Genomic DNA, 20,082 nt, shown 5'->3' with positions numbered 1-20,082 from the left:
CCCACGACGGCCTGCCGGGCATGCGTGTCGACTACCGCGCGGGCGAGCTCGACGCCGCCGACCTCGCCCCCACCTGGCACGAGCAGCTGCTGGGGTGGCTGGAGCAGGCGCGCGAGGCCGGACTGGCCGACCCGAACGCGATGGTGCTGGCGACCTCCGACGACGAGCACCGGGTGACCACCCGCACCGTGCTCGCCAAGGACGTCGACGACCGCGGGGTCACCTTCTTCACCAACTACACCTCGGAGAAGTCCCACCAGCTCCGTCAGACCCGCCAGGCGTCGCTGACCTTCCCCTGGTACGCGCAGCAGCGCCAGGCCACCGTCATCGGGACCGTCGAGCTGCTCGGCAAGGAGGCGACCGCCGAGTACTGGCGTACCCGGCCGCGCGCCTCCCAGATCGGTGCGTGGGCGTCGCCGCAGTCGGCGACGGTGCGCGACCGCGTCGCGCTCGACGAGCTGTACGCCGCGACCGAGGCCCGCTTCGCCGGCGACGACGACATCCCGCCCCCGCCGCACTGGGGTGGCTGGCGGGTCCGCCCGACCCACGTCGAGTTCTGGCAGGGCCGGACCTCGCGCCTGCACGACCGGCTGCGCTTCCGGTTCGAACCGCGCACCGGGGCCTGGGTGCTGGAGCGGCTCGCGCCCTGAGGGCCACAGGCGAGGGGAGGCGAGGCTCACCGGGTCCGTGACGTCGCCGGTGCCTACGCTCCTTGGGTGAGCGAACGATCGCGGCGAGGCGAGCGGAGCGACGGGGAACGGACTCCGGGCGACGGGGGACGGCCCAGCCGGGGCCTGTTCGCCGACACCACCCCGTTGCGCACCCCCGCCTTCCGGCGGCTCTGGACCGCGGGGGTGGTCACGGTCGTGGGCGCGCAGCTCACGGTCGTCGCGGTGCCGTTCCAGCTCTACGAGCTCACCGGCTCCTCGGCCTGGGTGGGCCTGACCGGCCTGTTCGGGCTGGTCCCTCTCATCGTCTTCGGGCTCTGGGGCGGGGCGATCGCCGACGCCGTCGACCGGCGCATGCTGCTCGTGGTCTCGGGTGTGGGCATCGCGGTGACCTCGGCGCTGCTCGGGATCACGGCGGTGACCCACATCGGCGGGCCGTGGACGGTCCTGGTGATCTTCGCGGTGCAGACCGCCTGCCTGGCGGTCAACCAGCCCACCCGCTCCGCCGTCCTGCCGCGCATCCTGCCGCTGGACCAGCTCCCGGCGGCGAACACGCTGTGGTTCACCGTCCAGCAGCTCGGCGCGTTCGCCGGGCCCCTGGTCGGCGGGGTCGCCCTGGCGTTCATCGACGTCGGCGTCCTCTACTTCGTCGACACCGTCTGCCTCTTCGCCTCGATCTGGGCGGCCTACCGACTGCCCCGCCTGCCGGTGGGCGACGACGCCGAGAGCGGCTTCCGCGGGGTGGTCAGGGCGATCCGGTCGAGCGCCGGGCTCCGGTCGGTGATCGACGGCTTCCGCTACGCCGCGATGTCGAAGGTGCTGCTCGTCAGCTTCCTCGCCGACCTCGTGGCGATGGGCTTCGGCATGCCGCGCGCGGTGTTCCCGGAGGCGGCGGTCGAGACCTACGGCGGTGGCCCGGCGTACGGCCTGCTCTCGGCCGCGATCGCCGGCGGCGCCGCGCTGGGCGGGCTGCTCTCGGGGCGGTTGCACGGCATCGCCCGCCAGGGCGTCGCGGTCACGGTCGCGGTGTGCCTCTGGGGTGTCGGCGTCGCGCTGTCCGGGCTGACGTCGATCCTGTGGCTGGCCGTCATCCTGCTCGCCGTGGCAGGCGCGGCGGACCTGGTCAGCTCGGTGTTCCGCTCGACGATGCTGCAGACGGTCGCCACCGACGAGATGCGCGGCCGGATGCAGGGCGTGTTCGTGGTGGTCGTCGCGGGCGGGCCCCGGGTGGCCGACCTGTGGCACGGCTGGGCCGCCGACGCGATCGGCACCGGCCCGGCGACGACGATCGGCGGGATCGCGGTGGTCGTCGGGATGATCGCGGTGGTGCTCGCGTTCCCGGCGTTCTGGCGCTACCGGGCGCCGGTGGCGGGCCAGGACGCGGATGCGCCGGTCGGGCAGGCGTGAGGGCTCCGTCGTTCTGAGCCCCGTCGTTCTGAGCGAAGGTGCCCATCGGTCGGTAGAGCCACCGAGGGGCGCCCACCGCCGGAACCGTCGCCCGGACCCTCAGTGCCGCCCGACCGGTGGGTCCTCCGCCGAGGGCTCCCACTCGGCGAGGAGCCGCCGCAGCAGGCGCTCGAGCTCGGCGCGGTCGGCGTCGGGGAGACCGGCGAACGCGCGGTCGGTCTCCGTGGCGCGGGCCTTCCGCACGGCGGCGGCGAGCTCCCGGCCGGCGTCGGTCACGACGACGAGGGTGGCGCGGCGGTCGTCGGGATCGGTCTCGCGACGGACGAGCCCGCGTTGCTCGAGTGCGTCGACGACCTCGGTCGCCGAGCGCGGCGCGATCCCGAGGTGCTTCGCGAGGGCGCCCGGTCGCGCGGCTCCGTGGCGCATGAGGGTCCCGAGGGCGCGCAGCTGGGAGGGGGTGACGTCCCACGGGGCGAGGGTCTCGCGGGAGGTGTGGCGCAGCCGCCGGGCGACGGCCCAGAACAGGTCGCTCACCGACCCCGGTTCGTCACGCTCCACGGGAACACCCTAGCGCGAACCCGTGTTGTAGCCTCATCATGAGGTTGCCTCACTAACAGCGACCTCCGCCACCGATCCCACCGAGGAGACGCCCCTTGCCCCGTCCTCCGGAAATTTCTCGCGAGCAGCGCCATCGCGACCGCGAGCAGGCCAAGCAGGTCTCGCTCCGCCGGATCGCCCGCCTGTTCGCCCCCCACCGCTACTCGCTCGTGATCGTCATCGCCGTCATCGTGGTGTCGTCGATCGTCGGGCTGGCCTCGCCGTTCCTGCTGCGCGAGGTCATCGACGTGGCGCTACCGCAGCGCGACGTCCGCCTGCTCGTCGGGCTCGTCGTCGGGATGGTCGTCATCGCCGCGGTGACCGCCGCCCTCGGCGTTGTCCAGACCTGGATCTCCACCGCGGTCGGCCAGCGTGTGATGCACCGGCTGCGCACCGACGTGTTCGCCCACCTCCAGCGCCTGTCGCTGGGCTTCTTCACCCGCACCCGCACCGGTGAGGTGCAGTCGCGGATCACCAACGACATCGGCGGCATGCAGTCCGTCGTCACCTCCACCGCCACCTCGATCGCCGCGAACCTGACCACCGTGATCGCCTCCGGCGTCGCGATGGTCGTCCTGTCCTGGCAGCTCTCGCTCGTGACGCTGCTCGTGCTGCCCCCGGCCGTGCTGCTCTCGCGGCGCGTCGCCCGGCTGCGGCGCACGATCACCGCGCAGCGCCAGCGCGAGCTCGCCGACCTCAACGTCACTATCGAGGAGGGCCTCTCGATCGACGGGGTGCGGCTCTCGCGCACGCTCGGCACCGGCGACGCGCTCGTCGGGCGGTTCACCGACTCGTCGCTGCGCCTGACCGACCTCGAGCTGCGCAGTCAGCTCGCGGGCCGCTGGGTGATGGCCACGATGTCGATCGTCTTCGCCGCGATCCCGGCCCTGATCTACCTCGGGGCGGGTCTGCCATGGACGGCGAGCGGGCTGTCGATCGGCACCCTGGTCGCGTTCACGACGCTGCAGGCCGGCGTGTTCCGGCCGCTGTCGTCGCTGCTCGACGTCGGGGTATCGGTCTCGGCCTCGCTCGCCCTGTTCGCGCGCATCTTCGAGTACCAGGACACCGTGATCGAGGTCAGCGACCCGGACCACCCCGTTGACCTGCCCGCGCCGCGCGGCGATCTGCGGCTCGAGCACGTCACCTTCTCCTACCCCGGAGCCGGCCATGAGGGGGGCAAGGCCAGAACCGCGCTCGACGACGTCTCGCTCGACATCCCGGCCGGCACCACGCTGGCGCTGGTGGGGGAGACCGGCAGCGGCAAGTCGACGCTCGGGTCCCTGGTGGCCCGGCTGCACGACCCCGATGCCGGGCGCATCACCATCGACGGCGTCGACCTGCGCGACCTGCGCCTCGACGACCTCGCGGGCATCGTCGGGGTGGTCAGCCAGGAGACCTACCTGCTGCACGCCACCGTGCGGGAGAACCTGCGCTACGCCAAGCCGTCGGCCACCGACGCCGAGATCGAGGCCGCGACCCGGGGCGCGCAGATCCACGCGATGATCTCCGACCTGCCCGAGGGCTACGACACCGTCGTGGGTCCTCGCGGGCACCGGTTCTCCGGTGGCGAGCGCCAGCGCCTGGCGATCGCGCGGACACTGCTGCGCGACCCGCGGATCCTCGTGCTCGACGAGGCCACCAGCGCCCTGGACACCGCCACCGAGCGGGCCGTGCAGGAGGCCTTCGACCGGCTGGCCGACGGCCGCACCACGCTGACCATCGCCCACCGGCTCTCCACGGTCCGCGACGCCGACCGGATCGCGGTGCTCGACCACGGCCGGGTCGTCGAGTCCGGCACCCACTCCGATCTCCTCGACCGCGACGGCCGGTACGCGGCACTGGCCGCGTAGGCGCGTACCTCCGGGCGGTGTCGGCAACCGTTGTCGACTACGGTCGTCGCTCATGGCGCCCACGGGGCAGCAGTTCGACATCCGCTCGGGGAACGCGCGCGCCGTCGTGACCGAGGTCGGGGCAGGGCTGCGCGCGTTCACCGTCGACGGCACGGATCACGTCGAGACCTTCGCCCAGGACGCCGCGCCGCCGATGGGCGCGGGATGCGTGCTCGTGCCGTGGCCCAACCGGACGGGCGGGGCGCAGTTCACGTGGCGGGGCGAGACCCACCGGCTCGAGGTGACCGAGCCCGCGCGCGGGCACGCCATCCACGGCCTCGTCCGGCGCCGCCCGTGGCGCGTCACGGTGCACGAGGATGCCGCGATCACCCTCGCCGTCGAGGTGCCCGGCGGGAACGACCCGGAGGCGCACGGCTGGCCGCAGCCGCTGCACGTCAAGACCACCTACGCCGTCGACGGGGAGGCCGGCTCGCTCACGGTGTCCCACTCGGTGACGAACACCGGCGACGCCGACGTGCCGGCCGGGGTCGGCACCCACCCGTACCTGCGGGCCGGGGACCACCCCTCCGACGAGTGCACCCTCACCGTCGCGACCGCCACCGTCCTCGACGTCGACGAGGCCCTCGTGCCGACCGGCCCCGCCCGGGAGATCACCCCGGCCGAGTCGCTGCGCCGGGGCCGTCCGGTCGCCGAGCTCGACCTGGACACCTGCTTCGGCGTGAGCGGCGGGGTCGCGGGGGTGCTCGCCGAGCTCCGCGCCCCCGACGGCACCGGTACGCGCCTCTGGGGCGACCGCAACATCGCCTGGGCGCAGGCCTTCACCCCGGAGAGCCCGTTCGGGCGGCCGGGCAAGGCGGTCGCCGTCGAACCGATGACCTGCCCGCCCGACGCCCTGAACTCCGGCACCGATCTGGTGGTCCTCCAGCCCGGGGCGACGTGGACGGTGCGCTGGGGCCTGGAGGCATTGCGGTGAGCAGCGGGGGGGACGCAGCGCAGCGGAGCTCGACCATGAAGGGTCGCGTGGTGGTCGGCGGCGAGGCGCTGGTCGATCTGGTGCCGGTCGAGCGGAGCCCACTGGCGCCGCTCGCCCCGCGCCTGGGTGGCGGTCCGTACAACGTCGCGGTCGGGCTGGGACGCCTCGGGACCCCGGCGACGATGCTGACGCGGCTCTCGACCGACGCGTTCGGCGACGCACTGCTGGCCCGGCTGCGGGACTCGCACGTCGACGACGCGCTGGTCCAGCGGGGTGAGGAGCCTTCGACGCTGGCGGTGGTGACCATCGACGAGAGCGGCGCCGCGCGGTACTCCTTCCACGTCGCCGGCGCCGCGGACCGGCTGGTGGCCGACCCCGGTGAGCTCCCCGCGGACACCGCGGCACTCGCCCTCGGGACCCTGTCGCTGGTGCTCGAGCCGGGCGCGTCGGTCTACGCCGATCTCGCCCGCCGGGCGGCCGGGGCGGGGGTGTTCGTCAGCCTCGACCCGAACATCCGCGAGGCCCTGGTGACCGACCCCGACCGGGTCCGCACCCGCCTCGACGCGATCGCCGGCGGCGCCGGGCTCGTCAAGCTCTCCGACGAGGACGCCCGGTGGTGGGGTCGTTCGCCGTCGGACCTGCTCGCCGCGGGCGCGACCGCCGTCGTCGTGACCCGAGGGGCCGAGGGGCTCGTCGTGCGGACCCGCGACGGTGAGGTCGCGGTCGGAGCGGACACGTCACGGCCGGTCGTCGACACGATCGGGGCCGGCGACTCGGTGCACTCGGCGCTGCTCGCGTACCTGCATTCCCACGACCTGCTCGACCGCACCCGCCTGGCCGCTCTCGGGCCCGGCGGGTGGCGGGACGCCCTGGGGTTCGCGGCCCGGGTCGCCGGGTGGACCTGCTCGCGGGCCGGCGCGGAACCGCCGACGCGCGCGGAGCTCGGGGGCGGGTCCGAGCCGGGCAGCTGAATCGTGACCGGGACCACGTCATGCGGCACCGGACTCCGTGCTGCGGTGATCGCGCGGCGAGCGCTACGGTTCGGCCTGCGTACGACGCCCCACACCCGCGGGAGTTCGCCTCGGGGTGACGCCGCTCCCGTCCCCCGGGGTGACCGACCGTCGATCCGGGCCCGGGCCGGCGCCGTCCCCCGGCCTCGAGAAGCCCTCCCGCACGAGACGCGTGAAGAGGGATGCACGACATGGCCGACGACGGCGAGAAGCGCACCGCCACCCTGTCCTACCCGGGTGGCGAGCACACCATGGAGATCGTCGAGGCCACCGAGGGTGCCTCCGGTGTCCAGCTCGGCAAGATGCTCGGCGACACCGGCCTGATCACCCTCGACCCGGGCTTCGTGAACACCGGGTCCTGTCGCTCCGACATCACCTACATCGACGGCGACGCCGGAATCCTGCGCTACCGGGGCTACCCGATCGAACAGCTGGCCAAGAACTCGACGTTCGTCGAGACCAGCTACCTGCTGATCTACGACGAGCTGCCCACCGAGTCGCAGCTGGCCGACTTCACCCAGCAGATCCAGCGGCACACGATGCTGCACGAGGACCTCAAGAAGTTCTTCGACGGCTTCCCCGTGGACGCGCACCCGATGCCGGTGCTCTCCTCCGCGGTATCCGCGCTGTCGACCTTCTACCAGCGCAGCCTCGACCCGTTCGACGAGCCGAACGTGGACCTCTCGACGGTCCGCCTGCTCGCGAAGGTCCCGACGATCGCGGCCTACGCCTACAAGAACTCCATCGGCCAGCCGTTCCTCTACCCGGACAACTCGCTCAACCTGGTGGAGAACTTCCTGCGCATGACGTTCGGCCTCCCCGCCGAGCCCTACGAGGTCGACCCCGAGGTCGCCCGCGCGCTGGACATGCTGTTCATCCTGCACGCCGACCACGAGCAGAACTGCTCGACGTCGACGGTGCGCATGGTCGGCTCCTCGCAGGCCAACCTCTTCGCGTCGATCTCGGCCGGGATCAACGCCCTGTTCGGCCCGCTGCACGGCGGCGCGAACGCCGCGGTGCTGTCCATGCTCGAGGGCATCCGGGACAACCACGGCAACACCGACGACTTCGTCAAGAAGGTCAAGAACAAGGAGCCCGGCGTCCGCCTCATGGGCTTCGGGCACCGGGTCTACAAGAACTACGACCCGCGCGCGGCGATCGTCCGCGACACCGCCCGCGGCATCATCGAGAAGCTGGGCGGCGGCGACGAACTGCTCGACATCGCCATGAAGCTCGAGGACTACGCCCTCAACGACGAGTACTTCGTCGAGCGCAAGCTCTACCCGAACGTCGACTTCTACACCGGCCTGATCTACCAGGCGATGGGCTTCCCGACGGAGATGTTCACCGTCCTGTTCGCCATCGGGCGCCTCCCCGGCTGGATCGCCCACTGGCGCGAGATGATCGAGGACCCGGACACCCGTATCGGTCGCCCGCGGCAGGTCTACACGGGCCCGGCGGAGCGCGAGTTCGTGCCGATGGACAAGCGCTGACCCTTCCCGGGTCGCGCTGACCGGGTCGGACGTGGTCCGGCCCGGTCGGTCGCCGGGAGCCGCGGACGCCCGTCGTCGGGCTGGACCGTGGCGCGCGTCACGCTAGGATCGTGCGCGTCAACGGTGCCGTGACCGCTGCTCGGAGGCGTGGACGTGGCCGGTCTCCGGGCGAGGCTGCAGCCGCCTTCCCCGCGCGCCCACGTGGTGCCCCGGCCCGGTCCCCGGGCCCGGATCCGATCGTGTCTCGAGGACCACGCCCTGGTCTGGGTCCTCGGGACGGCCGGCGCGGGCAAGACCACCGCGGTCGCCGATGCGGTCGCCGACCTCCCGTGCGCCACCGCTTGGCTGACCCTCGACACCACCGACGCCGAGCCCGGCCGGCTGCTGCTCCATCTCGAGGAGGCGCTCGACGGGATCGCCGGTCGCCCGGGCCCCGCCGGGGAGGACACCCGCGCCGCCGGAGGCACGGACGTCGAGGCGGCAGCACGGCTCGCGGAGGGGCTCGGGACGACCCCGCTGGTGCTGGTGCTCGACGAGGTCGACCGGGTCGTCGAGTCGGACTCGGCCCGCCTGACCCTCTCGGCCTTCCTGCGCGCTCTCGACCCCGCCGCGCGCGCGGTGCTCGTGTCCCGCCGGGACGTCCCGCTCGTGCTCGGCAGCGCCCGGCCCTTCGACGGCGTCGGCTGCGTCACCGAGACCGACCTGGCGCTCGACGCGGCAGAGGCGGGCCAGGTGCTCGAACGCCTCGGGTGGCCCGGCGGCGATCCGGCCGAGGTGGTCCGCGCGACCGGTGGCTGGGTGGCCGGCGTGCTGTTCGAGGCACGGCGCTCGCCCGGCCACGTCCACGGCGGGGCCGACCCCCTGCACGGCTACCTGTCGACCGAGATCATGGCCGGGCTCCCCGAGGGGCATCGGCGGTTCCTGGAAGCGACCTCGTTGCTGGCCGAGGTGACTCCGGGGCTCGCCGCTCGGCTGGGTCAGCGGCGCGCGAGAGCGATCATGGCGGACCTCCGCTCCCGGCACGTCCCGGCCTGCTTCACCGGTGGGGGCGAGCAGATGCGCTGCCATCCCCGGTTCCGGGAGTTCCTGCGGTGGCGGCTGGAGGCGCGCGACGAGGAGGAGGTCGCGTCGCTGCACGGGGCGCATGGTCGCCTGCTGCTCGATCTGGGGCGCGTCGAGGACGCGGTCGAGGCGTTCCTGGCCGCGGGCGACCTCGACGCGGCCGAGGCGGCGGGGGCCGAGGCGATGGACGTGGTGCTGGGCCGGGGCGACGTCGCGCTCGCGGCCGGCTGGTTGCGTGCCTTCCGGCGGGCGACCCTCCAGCACTCCGAGGCCCTCACCCGTGCCGAGCTGGCCGTGTCGCTGGAAGGTGAGGCGTGGGCCGCGGGCGCGATGGCCGCCGAGCGCCTCCTGGGCATGCTGCGCGCGACCGCGGCCGGCGAGCAGCTCGATCCGGACCTGGCCGGGATCATCGGCACCTGTTACCTGCACGTCGGGCGCTTCGAGGACGCCCTCGCGGTCATCGGCCACGCCCGGCCCGGTCCGGCCCGGGAGGCCTGGAGCGTCACCCTCGCCATCGATATCGCCGACCGTCCCGAGCACTACCGGGACCGGCCGGCCGAGCGTGGCGGCACGCTCGACGGCCTGTTGCACCGCCACGACCTCATCCACGGGCGGTTCCCGCGCCTGCTCGAGGCCGACCCGGTCCCGTGCGCGGCGGCGCGCTCGAGCCGGATCGCGGCGCTGGGTGCCGTCGGGCGCCACGACGAGGCGCTCGCCCTGCTCGAGGGCTGGTCCGAGCCGGAGCGGTCGCCCGGCATGACGCGCAACGCCATCGACCTGCTGGCCGACTCCGGCCGCACCGACGAGGCGTTCGCCCTCCTCGAGCGCGGGCGCGTGGCCGCCGCCCGCAGCAGCCCCTACTGCCTGGCCCTGCACCATTTGCAGGCCGCCGCCCTGGCCCTGCGGGTCCGCGGCGACGCCGCCGCGGCCCGGGCGGCCCTCGACCGGGTGGCCGAGGACCCGGGTGCGGCCCGCCGGCGGCGCGTCGTCGAGCAGGTGGATCTGTGGCACGGGCTGGCCTGCCTGCTCGACGACGATGCCGCCCTCGCCGCCACCCACCTGCGGCGGGCCGTCGCGACGATGCTCGACTGGGACCACCAGTTCTTCCTGCCCTCCGCCGGGGTGTACCTGGCGGAGGTCGAGTGGCGCCTCGGCCACGAGGGGGCCGCCGACACCGCGGCCGACCACGCTCTCGCCGCCGCCCGGATCCAGGGCTCGGACCACCTGCTGCTGCGGGCCCTGCACGAGTACCCGGCCGTGCTCACCCGCCGGCTCGACGCGGAGCCCGTCGCCGACTCGCCGTGGCACGCGCTCGGCCGTGTGCTCTCCACCGAACGGCCTCGGATCGCCGCCGCTCCGGCCACGGGCTCGCGGCTCCAGGAGTTCGGCACTCCCGCCCTGTCCTACCTCGGCCGCTCGGTCGCGCTCAGCCTGCGACGCAGCTCGGAGGTGCTCGCCCGCCTGGCCGCCGCCGGCGGCGCCCTCGACAAGACGACCCTGCTGCGGGACCTGTTCGACGACACCGACGAGCGCGCCCGGTCCTACCTGCGCCAGAGCCTGAAGCGACTGCGTGACGCCCTCGTCGCCGCCGGGGCCGGGGAAGGCGCCCTCGAGTCGGGAGGCGAGCGCGTGCAGTGGGTCTCCGGTCGGCTGACGAGCGACTCGATCGAGTTCGAGAGCGCCGCGCGGCTCGCCCTGCGCCTGCGCGACCGCCCCGGCCTCGAGGCCGCGGAGCGGGCGCTCGCCGTCGTCGGGGGTGGCGAGTACTTCCCCGGCTCGCGCGGGGACTGGGTGGTGACCCGGCGGGTGGGCCTGCACCGGCTCGCGCTCGACGTGCGCCTCGGCGCGGCAGGCACCGCGCTCGGGCTCGGGGAGATGGACGCGTGCCGCACGCACGTCGACCGGGTGCTCGCCGAGGACCCCTACCGCGAGAGTGCGTGGCGGTTGGCGATGCGGGCCGCGTCCGCCCTCGGGCACGACGACCGCGTCATCGCCCTCTACCGCGACTGCCGTGACCGGCTCGCCGAGCTGCCGACCGAACCGTCCGCCTCGACCCGGCGGCTGCTGACCGAGCTCCGTCGCTGAGCAGCGGTTACGGCTCCGTTCACACCCCGGCCCTAGCGTGTCCCGCGTCACCCGGTGCCGATGGCGGGTGGGCGCACGACGGCCCTCCGGACGAGCACGGGACGCCGACCCGCTCCGAGAGACCCAGGAGGAATCCGTGCCCATCCGCGAGCTCCCGCGCGAGCACGACGAGAGACACCGGCTCGATCCGGCCCGGGCGTTCATGCGCGAGTCCCTGGTCTGGGTCATCCCCCTGGCCGCGGAGGGGCTCGGGCTGGTCGCCTACACGTGGGTCGACGCCCACGGCAACGCAGGCACCGCCGGCATCGCCTTCGGCCCCCGGCTGGCCGAGCCGCTCTTCGAGCGCACCGACGACATCCCGGTGCCGGACGCGATGGGCTTCGACGACTGGAAGGCCGGGTACCTCAGCTTCTCCCACCTCAAGCCGCTGCACCGGCAGTCGGTGCGCTACGAGGGCCCGCGGATGTCCCTCGACTTCACCTTCGACTCGATCCACGAGCCCTACGCCTACAGCTCGCACCGGGAGCAGTTCCCGCTGTACTACGCCGACGACCGCATCGAGCAGGGCGGGCGCGCGCGGGGCACGGTGCGCATCGACGGGCAGGACATCGAGTTCGACGCCCCCTGTCATCGCGACCACTCGTTCGGCGCCCGCGCGTGGGGCGGGACGCTGCACTACAAGTGGATCAACTTCCTGTCCGACGACGCCTCGATCCACGTGATGGACCTGCACGGCTTCGGTCGGACCACCGCCCGTGGCTACGTGTACCGCGACGGTGAGATGGCGGAGATCCTCGCGGTCGACTTCGACTTCGATCTCGACGCCGACTTCTACCACCGCCGTCTCGCGGCGACCCTCACCGACGACGCCGGGCGCACCACCACGGCGCGGCTGGTGTCCCCGACCGCCGAGCTCGACTACCCGATCAGCCCGCGGCTGCGGCTGTTCGACATCGTCGGGACGGCCGAGATCGAGGGCGCCCCCGCGGTGGCCTACGCCGAGATGGCCTGGCCGCCGGACTACTACGAGGCCAACCTGGGCGAAGGAGCAGCACGATGAGCGGCGCCGAGGACGTGGTGGCCGTCGGCGATGTCGACGCCGCCTGGCTCGCCGGGGTGCTCACCGCGGCCGGGTCGCTGCGGGACGGCACGGTCACCCGGGTCACCCGCGAGACGTGCGGGACCGGCCAGCTCGCGGACTCCTATCGCTTCAGCCTGGAGTACGAGCCCGCCGGAGCGGGTCCGGCCACCGTCGTCGGGAAGTTCCCGTCCGAGGACGCCGCGAGCCGCGACTTCGGCCGCCGCTCCGGCTACTACCGCAACGAGATCCGGTTCTACGAGGAGATCGCGACGACGTTGTCGATCGCGGTACCGACCCCGGTCCACGCCGCGCTGGCGGCGGACGAGACCGAGTTCGTCCTGCTCATGGAGGACCTCTCGCCGGCCCGGATCGTCGACCAGCTGGTCGGCTGCACGGCCGACGAGGCGGCGACCGTCCTCGAGCAGATCGCCGCGGTCCACGCGGGGTCCTGGCGCAGCAGCGAGCTCGCCGCGGTCGACTGGTTGGCGGGCACGAGCACCTCCTTCGTCGGTGTCACCGATGCCTTCCCCGGGCTCACCGCCAGCTTCGCGGACACCTACGGCGACCTCGTCCCGCAGGCCGACATCGAGGAGGCCGCGAAGCTCAACGACCACCTCGAGGCCTGGAAGGACGTGCTCAACACGCCGCAGTGCCTGTGGCACAGCGACCTCCGGGCGGACAACATCCTCTTCGACGTCAACGCGGGCGCCCGGCCCGTCGCGCTGCTCGACTGGCAGGGGGTCGGCTACGGCCCCGGGACCATCGACGTCGCCTACTTCCTCGGGACCAGCCTCGCCACCGAGACCCGGCGCGAGCACGAGCGCGACCTCGTGGGCACCTACCAGCGCGCCCTGGTGGCGCACGGGGTCGACGACTACACCGCCGAGCAGGCCTGGACGGACTACCGGCTCCAGGCGATCCACGCATTGCAGACCGGCGTCTTCGGGCTCGGGGCGGTCAAGCGCAGTGAGCGCGGCGACCGCATGTGGCGCGACTGGATCGCGCGGGCCGCCGCGCACACCCGCGACCTGGACAGCTTCGCCGTGCTCGCGGCGCGGTGAGCGCCGTTCGCGCGAAACGGGGCGGGTGACGACGGCGGGGGCGGGTACCTGCATGTCATGTCTCCGTCCGACTCCCCGGCTGTCGTCTGGTTCCGCCGGGACCTGCGGGTGCACGACCAGCCGACGTTCCTCGAGGCCGCCGAGCGCGCCTCCCGCGGTCTCGCGCTGTTCGTGCTGGACCCGGCGCTGCTGGACCCGTCGGGCCCGGCCCGGCGGACGTTCCTCTACCGGTGCCTGCGGGCGCTCGACGAGGCGCTGGGCGGGAAGCTGCTCGTGGTCCGGGGCGATCCTGCCGACGTCGTCCCGCGGGTCGCGCGGGCCGTCGGGGCCGGCTCGGTGCACGTCGCCGCCGACTTCGGGCCGTACGGCCGCAAGCGCGACGAGGCCGTCGAGAAGGCACTGGGGGAGCACGGCGCGGAGCTGGTGCGGACGGGCTCGCCGTACGCGGTGGCGCCCGGGCGGATCACGAAGTCCGACGGCGACCCGTACAAGGTCTTCACCCCCTTCAGCCGCCAGTGGACGCAGCACGGCTGGCGGGCCCCGGCCGACTCCGACGCGTCCACCCTCGCGTGGATCGACCCGGCGGAGAAGTCCTCGGGCGGTGGTCCCAGCGGCCCGCAGGCGGTGCCGATCCCCGACGACGAGCCCGTCGACGCCGAGCTGCCCGCCGCAGGCGAGCAGGCCGCGCGCGAGCAGTGGGAGGCGTTCGTCGACGAGCACCTCGCCGACTACGACGAGCTGCGCAACCGTCCGGACCGGCCCGCCACCTCACGGATGTCGGTGCACCTGAAGTACGGCACGATCCACCCCCGCACGCTGCTCGCCGACCTCACCGGCGACGGCACCGGCCCGACGTCGTACCGCAACGAGCTGTGCTTCCGGGATTTCTACGCACAGGTGCTCTGGTTCTTCCCGGAGAGTGCCCGCAAGAACTTCGACACCAAGTTCGACCGGATCACCCTGGACACCGGCAAGCAGGGGTACGAGAAGTTCGAGCGCTGGCAGGAGGGCCGGACCGGCTATCCCGCGATCGACGCCGCCATGCGCCAGCTGCGCGGCGAGGGCTGGATGCACAACCGGATGCGGATGGCGGTCGCGTCGTTCCTGGTCAAGGACCTGCACCTGCCGTGGTGGTGGGGGGCGAAGCACTTCATGGAACTGCTCGCCGACGGCGACCTCGCGTCCAACCAGCACGGCTGGCAGTGGGCGGCGGGATCGGGCACCGACGCGGCGCCCTACTTCCGCATCTTCAACCCGGTGACCCAGGGGGAGCGGTTCGACCCCCAGGGCGAGTACGTGCGCCGCTGGGTGCCCGAGCTCGCCGACGTCGAGGGGCTGGCGGGCAAGAAGATCCACCAACCGTGGAAGCTCTCCTCGCCGCCCGAGGGCTATCCGGCGCCGATGGTCGACCACAAGACCGAGCGCCAGGAGGCCCTCACCCGCTTCCAGGCCCTGTGAGTCAGACCAGCCGCTCCAGGAGCACGCGGGTCCCGGCGCGCAGGTCGTCGAGCGCCTCGGCGTCCCCGGACAGGTGGCGGATCAGCGCCTGCTGGAAGATCCCGTCGAAGGCGGCGTAGGCGGTCGCGCTCGTCGTCGCCGGTTCGCGGCCGACGAGGCGGGCGTAGGTGGCGACGATGCGCCAGATCATGCGCTCGAGGCTCGCGTCGATGTCGGCGACGTCGAGCCGGAAGGACTCCTCGAACATCGACTGCGAGCGCAGGTCGTACCACATGCGGTGCAGCTCGGCGTCGCCCTCGAGCGTCGCGGCGAGCCCGTCCCCGGCGTCCCTGGCGAGCGCGTCGGCCTCGGTGGCGTGAGTGGCGATCGCGTCGTAGCGCTCCACGCACTGCGTCTTGAACCGCTGCACGCAGTAGGTGATCAGCTCGACCTTGTCGCGGAAGTAGTAGTGCAGCACCCCGTGGCTGAACTCCGAGTTCTGGGCGATGTCGCGCAGGCTCGTCCGGGCGTACCCGAGGGTCGCGAGCGTCTGGAGGGCCGCGTCCGCGAGCTGGCGGCGCCGGTCCTCGAACTTGTCGACGGGCTTCCGGGTGGCCCGGCCGGCGGCATCGGTGCTGGTCACGTGGTGGCTCTCCTGGCAGGCTCCGAGACCACCGATCGTATCCCACGGATCTGGACGCTCGTCCGAGAATTTCTGGACGCTTGTCACGAAAAATCTTGACGGTCGTTCAGGGCCTTCCCTACTGTGATCCACGTCGCACGACGAGGTGCCGGCTCCTCCGCGGGGACCGGCAGGGAGGAGCGAGGGTGGGAGCGTTCGATCTGACGGGGCGCCGGGTGCTGGTCACCGGCGGAGCCCAGGGTCTCGGCGAGGGCATGGCCCGTGCGCTGAGCGAGGCGGGTGCCGCGGTGATGATCGCGGACGTCGCGAAGGACCTCGGCGAGAAGACGGCGGCCTCGATCGGCGCGCACTTCGTCGCCCTCGACGTCACCGACGACGCCGGCTGGGAGGCCGCCGTCGCGCAGACCGTCGCGGACCTCGGCGGTCTCGACGTCGTGGTGAACAACGCCGGGCTCGAGGTGACCCAGCTGCTCGTCGACACCGAGCCCGACGACGTCCGCCGGCTGTTCGAGGTCAACCTGATCGGCACGATGCTGGGCATCAAGCACGCGTTCCGTGCGATGCGCCCGGGTGGGCCCGCAGGCGCGGGTGGTGCGATCGTGAACGTCTCCTCGGTGGCGGCGACCATCGCCTTCCCCGCGATCGGCGCGTACTCCGCGTCGAAGTCCGGTGTCGACCGGCTCACCCGCATCGCCGCGGCGGAGTCGGGCAAGCTCGGCTACGGCGTGCGCGTGAACTGCGTCTACCCCGGCCTCATCCCCACCGCGATGGGCCAGAAGCTCGCGGTCGAGACGTCGGGGCTGGGCCTGTTCCCGAGCCCCGAGGAGGCCGTCGGCGCTGTCGTCGGGCTGACTCCCTCGGGCCGCCTCGGCGAGGTCTCCGACATCGCCGACGCCGTCGTCTTCCTCGCCTCCGACGCCGCCCGCTTCGTCAACGGCGCAGGGCTGCCCGTCGACGGCGGCATGGGCATGTGACCTGATGTCCCTGGCGTCCTACCTGGACAAGGGGGCGTCGCTCGGTGGCGACGCCCCCTGCCTGACCCTCGACGGCGAGACCCGCAGCTACGCGCAGGTCGTCACGCTGTCCTACGACGTGGCCCGGGCGCTGCGCCGCTCCGGCGTCGCCCCCGGGGACCCGGTCGGCATCCTGTCGGCCAACCACCCGACGTCGTTCACGTGCGTCTTCGGGATCTCTCGAGCGGGCGCGGTGTGGTGCCCGATCAACCCGCGCAACGCGGCGGGGGAGAACCGGGAGCTGCTGGAACTGTTCGGCTGCGTCGCGCTGGTGTTCCAGGCGAAGTTCGCCTCGCTGGTCGCGGAGATCGCGCCGAAGCTCCCGGCCCTGACCACGCTCGTCTGCCTCGACGATCCGGAGCCCGACGTCGAGGGGGCCGTCGGGTTCGACGCGTGGCTGGCCGCCGCGGCGGAGGATCCCGTGGTGGACGAGGGCGGTGACGGGCTCGCCGCGCTCGTCGGCACCGGCGGCACCACCGGCAGGCCCAAGGGCGTCGAGCTCACCGACCGGAACCTCGAGACGATGTCGGCGATCACGCTGATGTCCTACCCGCTCGGACGGCGGCCGGTGTACCTCGCGCTCGCCCCGCTCACCCATGCCGCGGGGGTGCTCTGCTTCCCGATCCTCGCGCAGGGCGGGGAGATCGTCGTGATGGCTGCCCCCGACGTCGGGCGCTTCCTCGAGCTGGTCGCGCGGCACCACGTGACGCACACGTTCCTGCCACCGACGTTGATCTACATGGTGCTCGACCACCACGACCTCGACGCCACGGACCTGAGCTCGCTGCAGTGCTTCTGGTACGGCGCCGCGCCGATGTCGACGGCCCGGCTGGCGGAGGCCTGCGAGCGGATCGGGCCGATGGCCCAGCTCTTCGGGCAGTCCGAGGCCCCGATGATGGTCTCGACGATGAGCCCGGCCGAGCACCGCCACCAGGACGGGACGCTCGCGCACGAGCGGTTCGCCTCGGCGGGGCATCCGTCGCCTCTGGTGACGGTGGCGATCATGGCCGAGGACGGGTCCCTGCTCGGGCCGGGGGAGCGCGGCGAGATCGTGATCCGCGGTTCCCTCGTCATGGCGGGCTACCACCACGACCCGGAGGCGACCGCGGAGGTCTCGGCGCACGGCTGGCACCACACCGGGGACGTCGGCTACCTCGACGACGACGAGTGGCTGTTCATCGTCGACCGCGCGAAGGACATGGTGATCACCGGCGGGTTCAACGTGTACTCGGCCGAGGTCGAGCAGGCGTTGATGGCCCACGACGCGGTCGCCGACTGCGCGGTGGTGGGGCTGCCCGACGACAAGTGGGGGGAGCGGGTGGTCGCCGCGGTCCAGGTCCGGTCCGGCTCGACGGTCGAGCCCGACGAGCTCATCGCCTTCACCAAGGAGCGCATCGGCAGCGTCAAGGCCCCGAAGCAGGTGCTGTTCTGGGACGACCTGCCCCGCTCCACCGTCGGGAAGGTGCTCAAGACCGAGGTCAAGGACAGGTGGCCCTCGGCCAGGTGAGGCCGAAGGCCACCTAGTCCCGCAGAGCCGAGCGCAGCGACACGCGCGCGCCGGTGCGCAGCACCGAGCGCGCGTAGATCCGCCCGCCGAGCACCAGCACGCCGCCGGTGAACGCGAGGGTCAGCACGAACGCCAGCACGACCTGCCACACCGGCACCCCGCCCAGCGCGACCCGCGCGGGCATCGTCAGCGGCGACCACGGCGGGATGAGGGAGAGCACCGTGAGAGCGGGGGAGCGGGGAGCGGACAGCACGAGGTTGAACCCGGCGACCCAGCCGATCAGCACCACGATCGACACCGGGGTCAGCACGCTCTGCGTGTCCTCCTGGCGGGAGACCAGCGAGCCGAGTGCCGCGTAGATCGTCGCGTACATCGCGAACCCGAGCAGGTACCAGACGAGGACCGACACGAGCGTCCCGACGAGGCCCACCCCGGCCACCAGCAGCCCCGCGAAACCGGCCACCGTCAGACCCACGGCGCCGAGGATCACGAGCTGCAGGAGCCCCACCGCGCCGAGCCCGAACACCTTGCCCAGCAGCAGTTGCCAGGGCCGGACGGTGGCGAGCACGAGCTCCACCACGCGGCTGGCCTTCTCCTCCACCACCCCCTGCGCCACCATCGCGCCGTAGGTCTGGATGGAGAAGAACAGCAGGAACGCCCCGAAGGCGCCGAGCCCGATCCGCAGGCCCTGCGCCGGGTCCTCGGGCCGGGCCGCGACGACCACCGGGGCCGAGCCGGCCGCCGCCGTCGCGAGCACCGCCGGATCGACGCCCCGGGCGGCCAGCGCCTGTTCCTGGGCCACCCGGGCCGCGGCCGGGGCGAGAACGGCCTGCAGGTCGTCGGGGAGGGACTCGTCGACGTCGACCCGGGGCTGACCGGGTGCCCCGGACAGCGCCGCGTCCGCGTTCCCGGCGGCGACGCGGGCCCGGCCCGCGGCGTCGCCGGCGACCGGTTCGACGGTGACCGCCCGGCCCTGGTCGGCGGCCACCGCGCGCAGTGCGGGGACGAGCGCGGCGGTCTCCGGGGCCACCGTCACCGACTTCGCCCCCGAGGACCGCGACCCCAGCGAGCCGACGAACAGGGCGTACCCGACGAGCACCACGAGGATCACGACGGTGCTGACGATGAACGCCCTCCCGCGCACCCGGGAGAGGAACTCGCGGCGGGCGACGAGCGCGACGGTGCGCAGCGATCGCGGGACGGTCACGCGGCTTCCTCCGGGCGCTGGGCGCTCGCCACGGCGCGGTCCGCGACGGTGTCCCGGAAGAGCTCGGTGAGGGTGGCGCGGCGTCGGCTGAACCCGTGCACCGGCCCGGTGGCCAGCGCGGCGCGCAGCAGCGGCTGGTCGTCGGCGCCGCGCTCCAGGGTGACGACGGTGCACTCGCCCTCGCTCCGCGCGGAGACGACGCCCGGCACGCCGTCGGCCCAGCCCGACCGGGCGGCGGGGGCGTCGACGAGGACGTCGGTGCCCGCCCCGGCGCGCAACGCCTCGACGGTCCCCTCGGCGACGAGCGAGCCGTCCCGGACGATCCCGACGCGGTCGCAGAGACGCTCCACGAGGTCGAGCTGGTGGGACGAGAACACCGCGGGGGCGCCGGCGGCGCACCGCTCGCGGAGCACCTCGCTCATCACGTCGACGGCGACCGGGTCGAGCCCGGAGAACGGTTCGTCGAGCACGAGCACGTCAGGCTCGTGCACGAGCGCGGCGGCGAGCTGCACGCGCTGCTGGTTGCCGAGGCTGAGCTTCTGCACCTCGTCGCCGAGGCGGCCCGCGACCCCGAGGCGCTCGGTCCAGCGCTCCGTCGAGCGACGCGCGTCGCCGGCCGAGAGACCGTGCAGCTCGGCGAGATAGCGCAGCTGCTCGCCCACGGCCATCCGCGGGTAGAGACCGCGCTCCTCGGGCATGTAGCCGATCCGCCTGCGCCGCTCGGCGTCGACGGGCCGGCCGTCGAGGCGGACCTCCCCGCTGTCGGCGGCGAGCACGCCGAGGACGATCCGCATCGTCGTCGTCTTCCCCGCGCCGTTCGCGCCCACGAAGCCGAAGAGCTCACCCGGGCGGACCGTGAAACCCATGTCGACGAGTGCGCGCACGTCGCCGTAGCGCTTGGACACGCCGTCGATCTCCAGCACCCGCGCCCCCGATCTCGATCAGGGGCGTCACTTTCCCTCACCTGCGACGTCGGTGTCCATGTGGA

General features: G+C 73.4%; 16 protein-coding genes. 12 read left to right on the top strand and 4 right to left on the bottom strand.

Translation table 11 applies throughout. From position 1 onward, the window contains the following. The first annotated feature begins 20 nt into the window (after nucleotides 1-20). The gene (pdxH, locus tag VGI02_RS28365) at nucleotides 21-650 is read left to right on the top strand and encodes a pyridoxamine 5'-phosphate oxidase (RefSeq protein ID WP_331633340.1); all 630 of its coding nucleotides are present in this window, start codon (nucleotides 21-23) and stop codon (nucleotides 648-650) included. Between the two features lie 66 nt (nucleotides 651-716). Next, the gene (locus VGI02_RS28360; RefSeq protein WP_414638394.1) at nucleotides 717-2,075 is read left to right on the top strand and encodes an MFS transporter; all 1,359 of its coding nucleotides are present in this window, start codon (nucleotides 717-719) and stop codon (nucleotides 2,073-2,075) included. A 99-nt stretch (nucleotides 2,076-2,174) separates the two neighbouring features. On the opposite strand, the gene VGI02_RS28355 is transcribed toward VGI02_RS28360, so the two are convergent. After that, nucleotides 2,175-2,633, bottom strand: a complete 459-nt coding sequence (locus tag VGI02_RS28355) for a MarR family winged helix-turn-helix transcriptional regulator (protein WP_331633307.1) — start codon at nucleotides 2,631-2,633, stop codon at nucleotides 2,175-2,177. 95 nt (nucleotides 2,634-2,728) lie between these two features. On the opposite strand from VGI02_RS28355, the gene VGI02_RS28350 reads away from it, so the two are divergent. From VGI02_RS28350 to VGI02_RS28315, 8 genes are all read left to right on the top strand, one after another. Then, the gene (locus VGI02_RS28350) at nucleotides 2,729-4,522 is read left to right on the top strand and encodes an ABC transporter ATP-binding protein (protein WP_331633305.1); all 1,794 of its coding nucleotides are present in this window, start codon (nucleotides 2,729-2,731) and stop codon (nucleotides 4,520-4,522) included. 52 nt (nucleotides 4,523-4,574) lie between these two features. Then, complete coding sequence (locus VGI02_RS28345; protein WP_331633303.1) at nucleotides 4,575-5,495, top strand: aldose 1-epimerase family protein; 921 nt, start codon at nucleotides 4,575-4,577, stop codon at nucleotides 5,493-5,495. 35 nt (nucleotides 5,496-5,530) lie between these two features. After that, a complete protein-coding gene (locus VGI02_RS28340; RefSeq protein ID WP_331633301.1) occupies nucleotides 5,531-6,466 on the top strand; it encodes a carbohydrate kinase family protein in 936 nt (311 codons plus the stop codon). A 230-nt stretch (nucleotides 6,467-6,696) separates the two neighbouring features. Then, nucleotides 6,697-7,998 carry a citrate synthase gene (locus VGI02_RS28335; protein ID WP_331633299.1) on the top strand — a complete coding sequence of 434 codons (1,302 nt, stop codon included), beginning with the start codon at nucleotides 6,697-6,699 and terminating at the stop codon, nucleotides 7,996-7,998. Between the two features lie 147 nt (nucleotides 7,999-8,145). Next, a complete protein-coding gene (locus tag VGI02_RS28330) occupies nucleotides 8,146-11,145 on the top strand; it encodes an AfsR/SARP family transcriptional regulator (protein ID WP_331633297.1) in 3,000 nt (999 codons plus the stop codon). A 136-nt stretch (nucleotides 11,146-11,281) separates the two neighbouring features. Then, the gene (locus tag VGI02_RS28325; RefSeq protein ID WP_331633295.1) at nucleotides 11,282-12,205 is read left to right on the top strand and encodes a DUF7064 domain-containing protein; all 924 of its coding nucleotides are present in this window, start codon (nucleotides 11,282-11,284) and stop codon (nucleotides 12,203-12,205) included. After that, nucleotides 12,202-13,287: a phosphotransferase gene (locus VGI02_RS28320; protein ID WP_331633293.1), complete on the top strand. Its 1,086-nt coding sequence runs from the start codon at nucleotides 12,202-12,204 to the stop codon at nucleotides 13,285-13,287. Before VGI02_RS28325 ends, VGI02_RS28320 begins: the two co-directional genes overlap by 4 nt. Before the next feature lie 57 nt (nucleotides 13,288-13,344). Then, the gene (locus VGI02_RS28315) at nucleotides 13,345-14,745 is read left to right on the top strand and encodes a cryptochrome/photolyase family protein (protein WP_331633291.1); all 1,401 of its coding nucleotides are present in this window, start codon (nucleotides 13,345-13,347) and stop codon (nucleotides 14,743-14,745) included. 1 nt (nucleotide 14,746) lies between these two features. Here VGI02_RS28315 and VGI02_RS28310 read toward each other — a convergent pair whose 3' ends face one another. Beyond that, nucleotides 14,747-15,367 (bottom strand): TetR/AcrR family transcriptional regulator, encoded by a 621-nt coding sequence (locus VGI02_RS28310; protein ID WP_331633289.1) that lies wholly within the window; start codon nucleotides 15,365-15,367, stop codon nucleotides 14,747-14,749. Nucleotides 15,368-15,552: 185 nt separating this feature from the next. On the opposite strand from VGI02_RS28310, the gene VGI02_RS28305 reads away from it, so the two are divergent. Both VGI02_RS28305 and VGI02_RS28300 read left to right on the top strand, forming a co-directional pair. Further along, complete coding sequence (locus tag VGI02_RS28305) at nucleotides 15,553-16,341, top strand: SDR family NAD(P)-dependent oxidoreductase (protein WP_331633287.1); 789 nt, start codon at nucleotides 15,553-15,555, stop codon at nucleotides 16,339-16,341. A gap of 4 nt (nucleotides 16,342-16,345) precedes the next feature. Continuing rightward, entirely contained in the window at nucleotides 16,346-17,887 is a 1,542-nt protein-coding gene (locus VGI02_RS28300; protein ID WP_331633285.1) for an acyl-CoA synthetase, read from the top strand. A gap of 13 nt (nucleotides 17,888-17,900) precedes the next feature. Here the strand turns inward: VGI02_RS28300 and VGI02_RS28295 are convergent, their stop codons facing one another. After that, nucleotides 17,901-19,094 carry an ABC transporter permease gene (locus VGI02_RS28295; RefSeq protein ID WP_331633283.1) on the bottom strand — a complete coding sequence of 398 codons (1,194 nt, stop codon included), beginning with the start codon at nucleotides 19,092-19,094 and terminating at the stop codon, nucleotides 17,901-17,903. Then, nucleotides 19,091-19,960 (bottom strand): ABC transporter ATP-binding protein, encoded by an 870-nt coding sequence (locus VGI02_RS28290; RefSeq protein ID WP_331633337.1) that lies wholly within the window; start codon nucleotides 19,958-19,960, stop codon nucleotides 19,091-19,093. The genes VGI02_RS28295 and VGI02_RS28290 overlap by 4 nt, the downstream gene beginning before the upstream one ends. Nucleotides 19,961-20,082: the final 122 nt, after the last annotated feature.

Origin of the sequence: Actinomycetospora sp. (genome assembly GCF_036497245.1) — a bacterium.
Classification (GTDB): domain Bacteria; phylum Actinomycetota; class Actinomycetes; order Mycobacteriales; family Pseudonocardiaceae; genus Actinomycetospora.
This window is presented reverse-complemented; position numbering and strand designations above follow the sequence as displayed.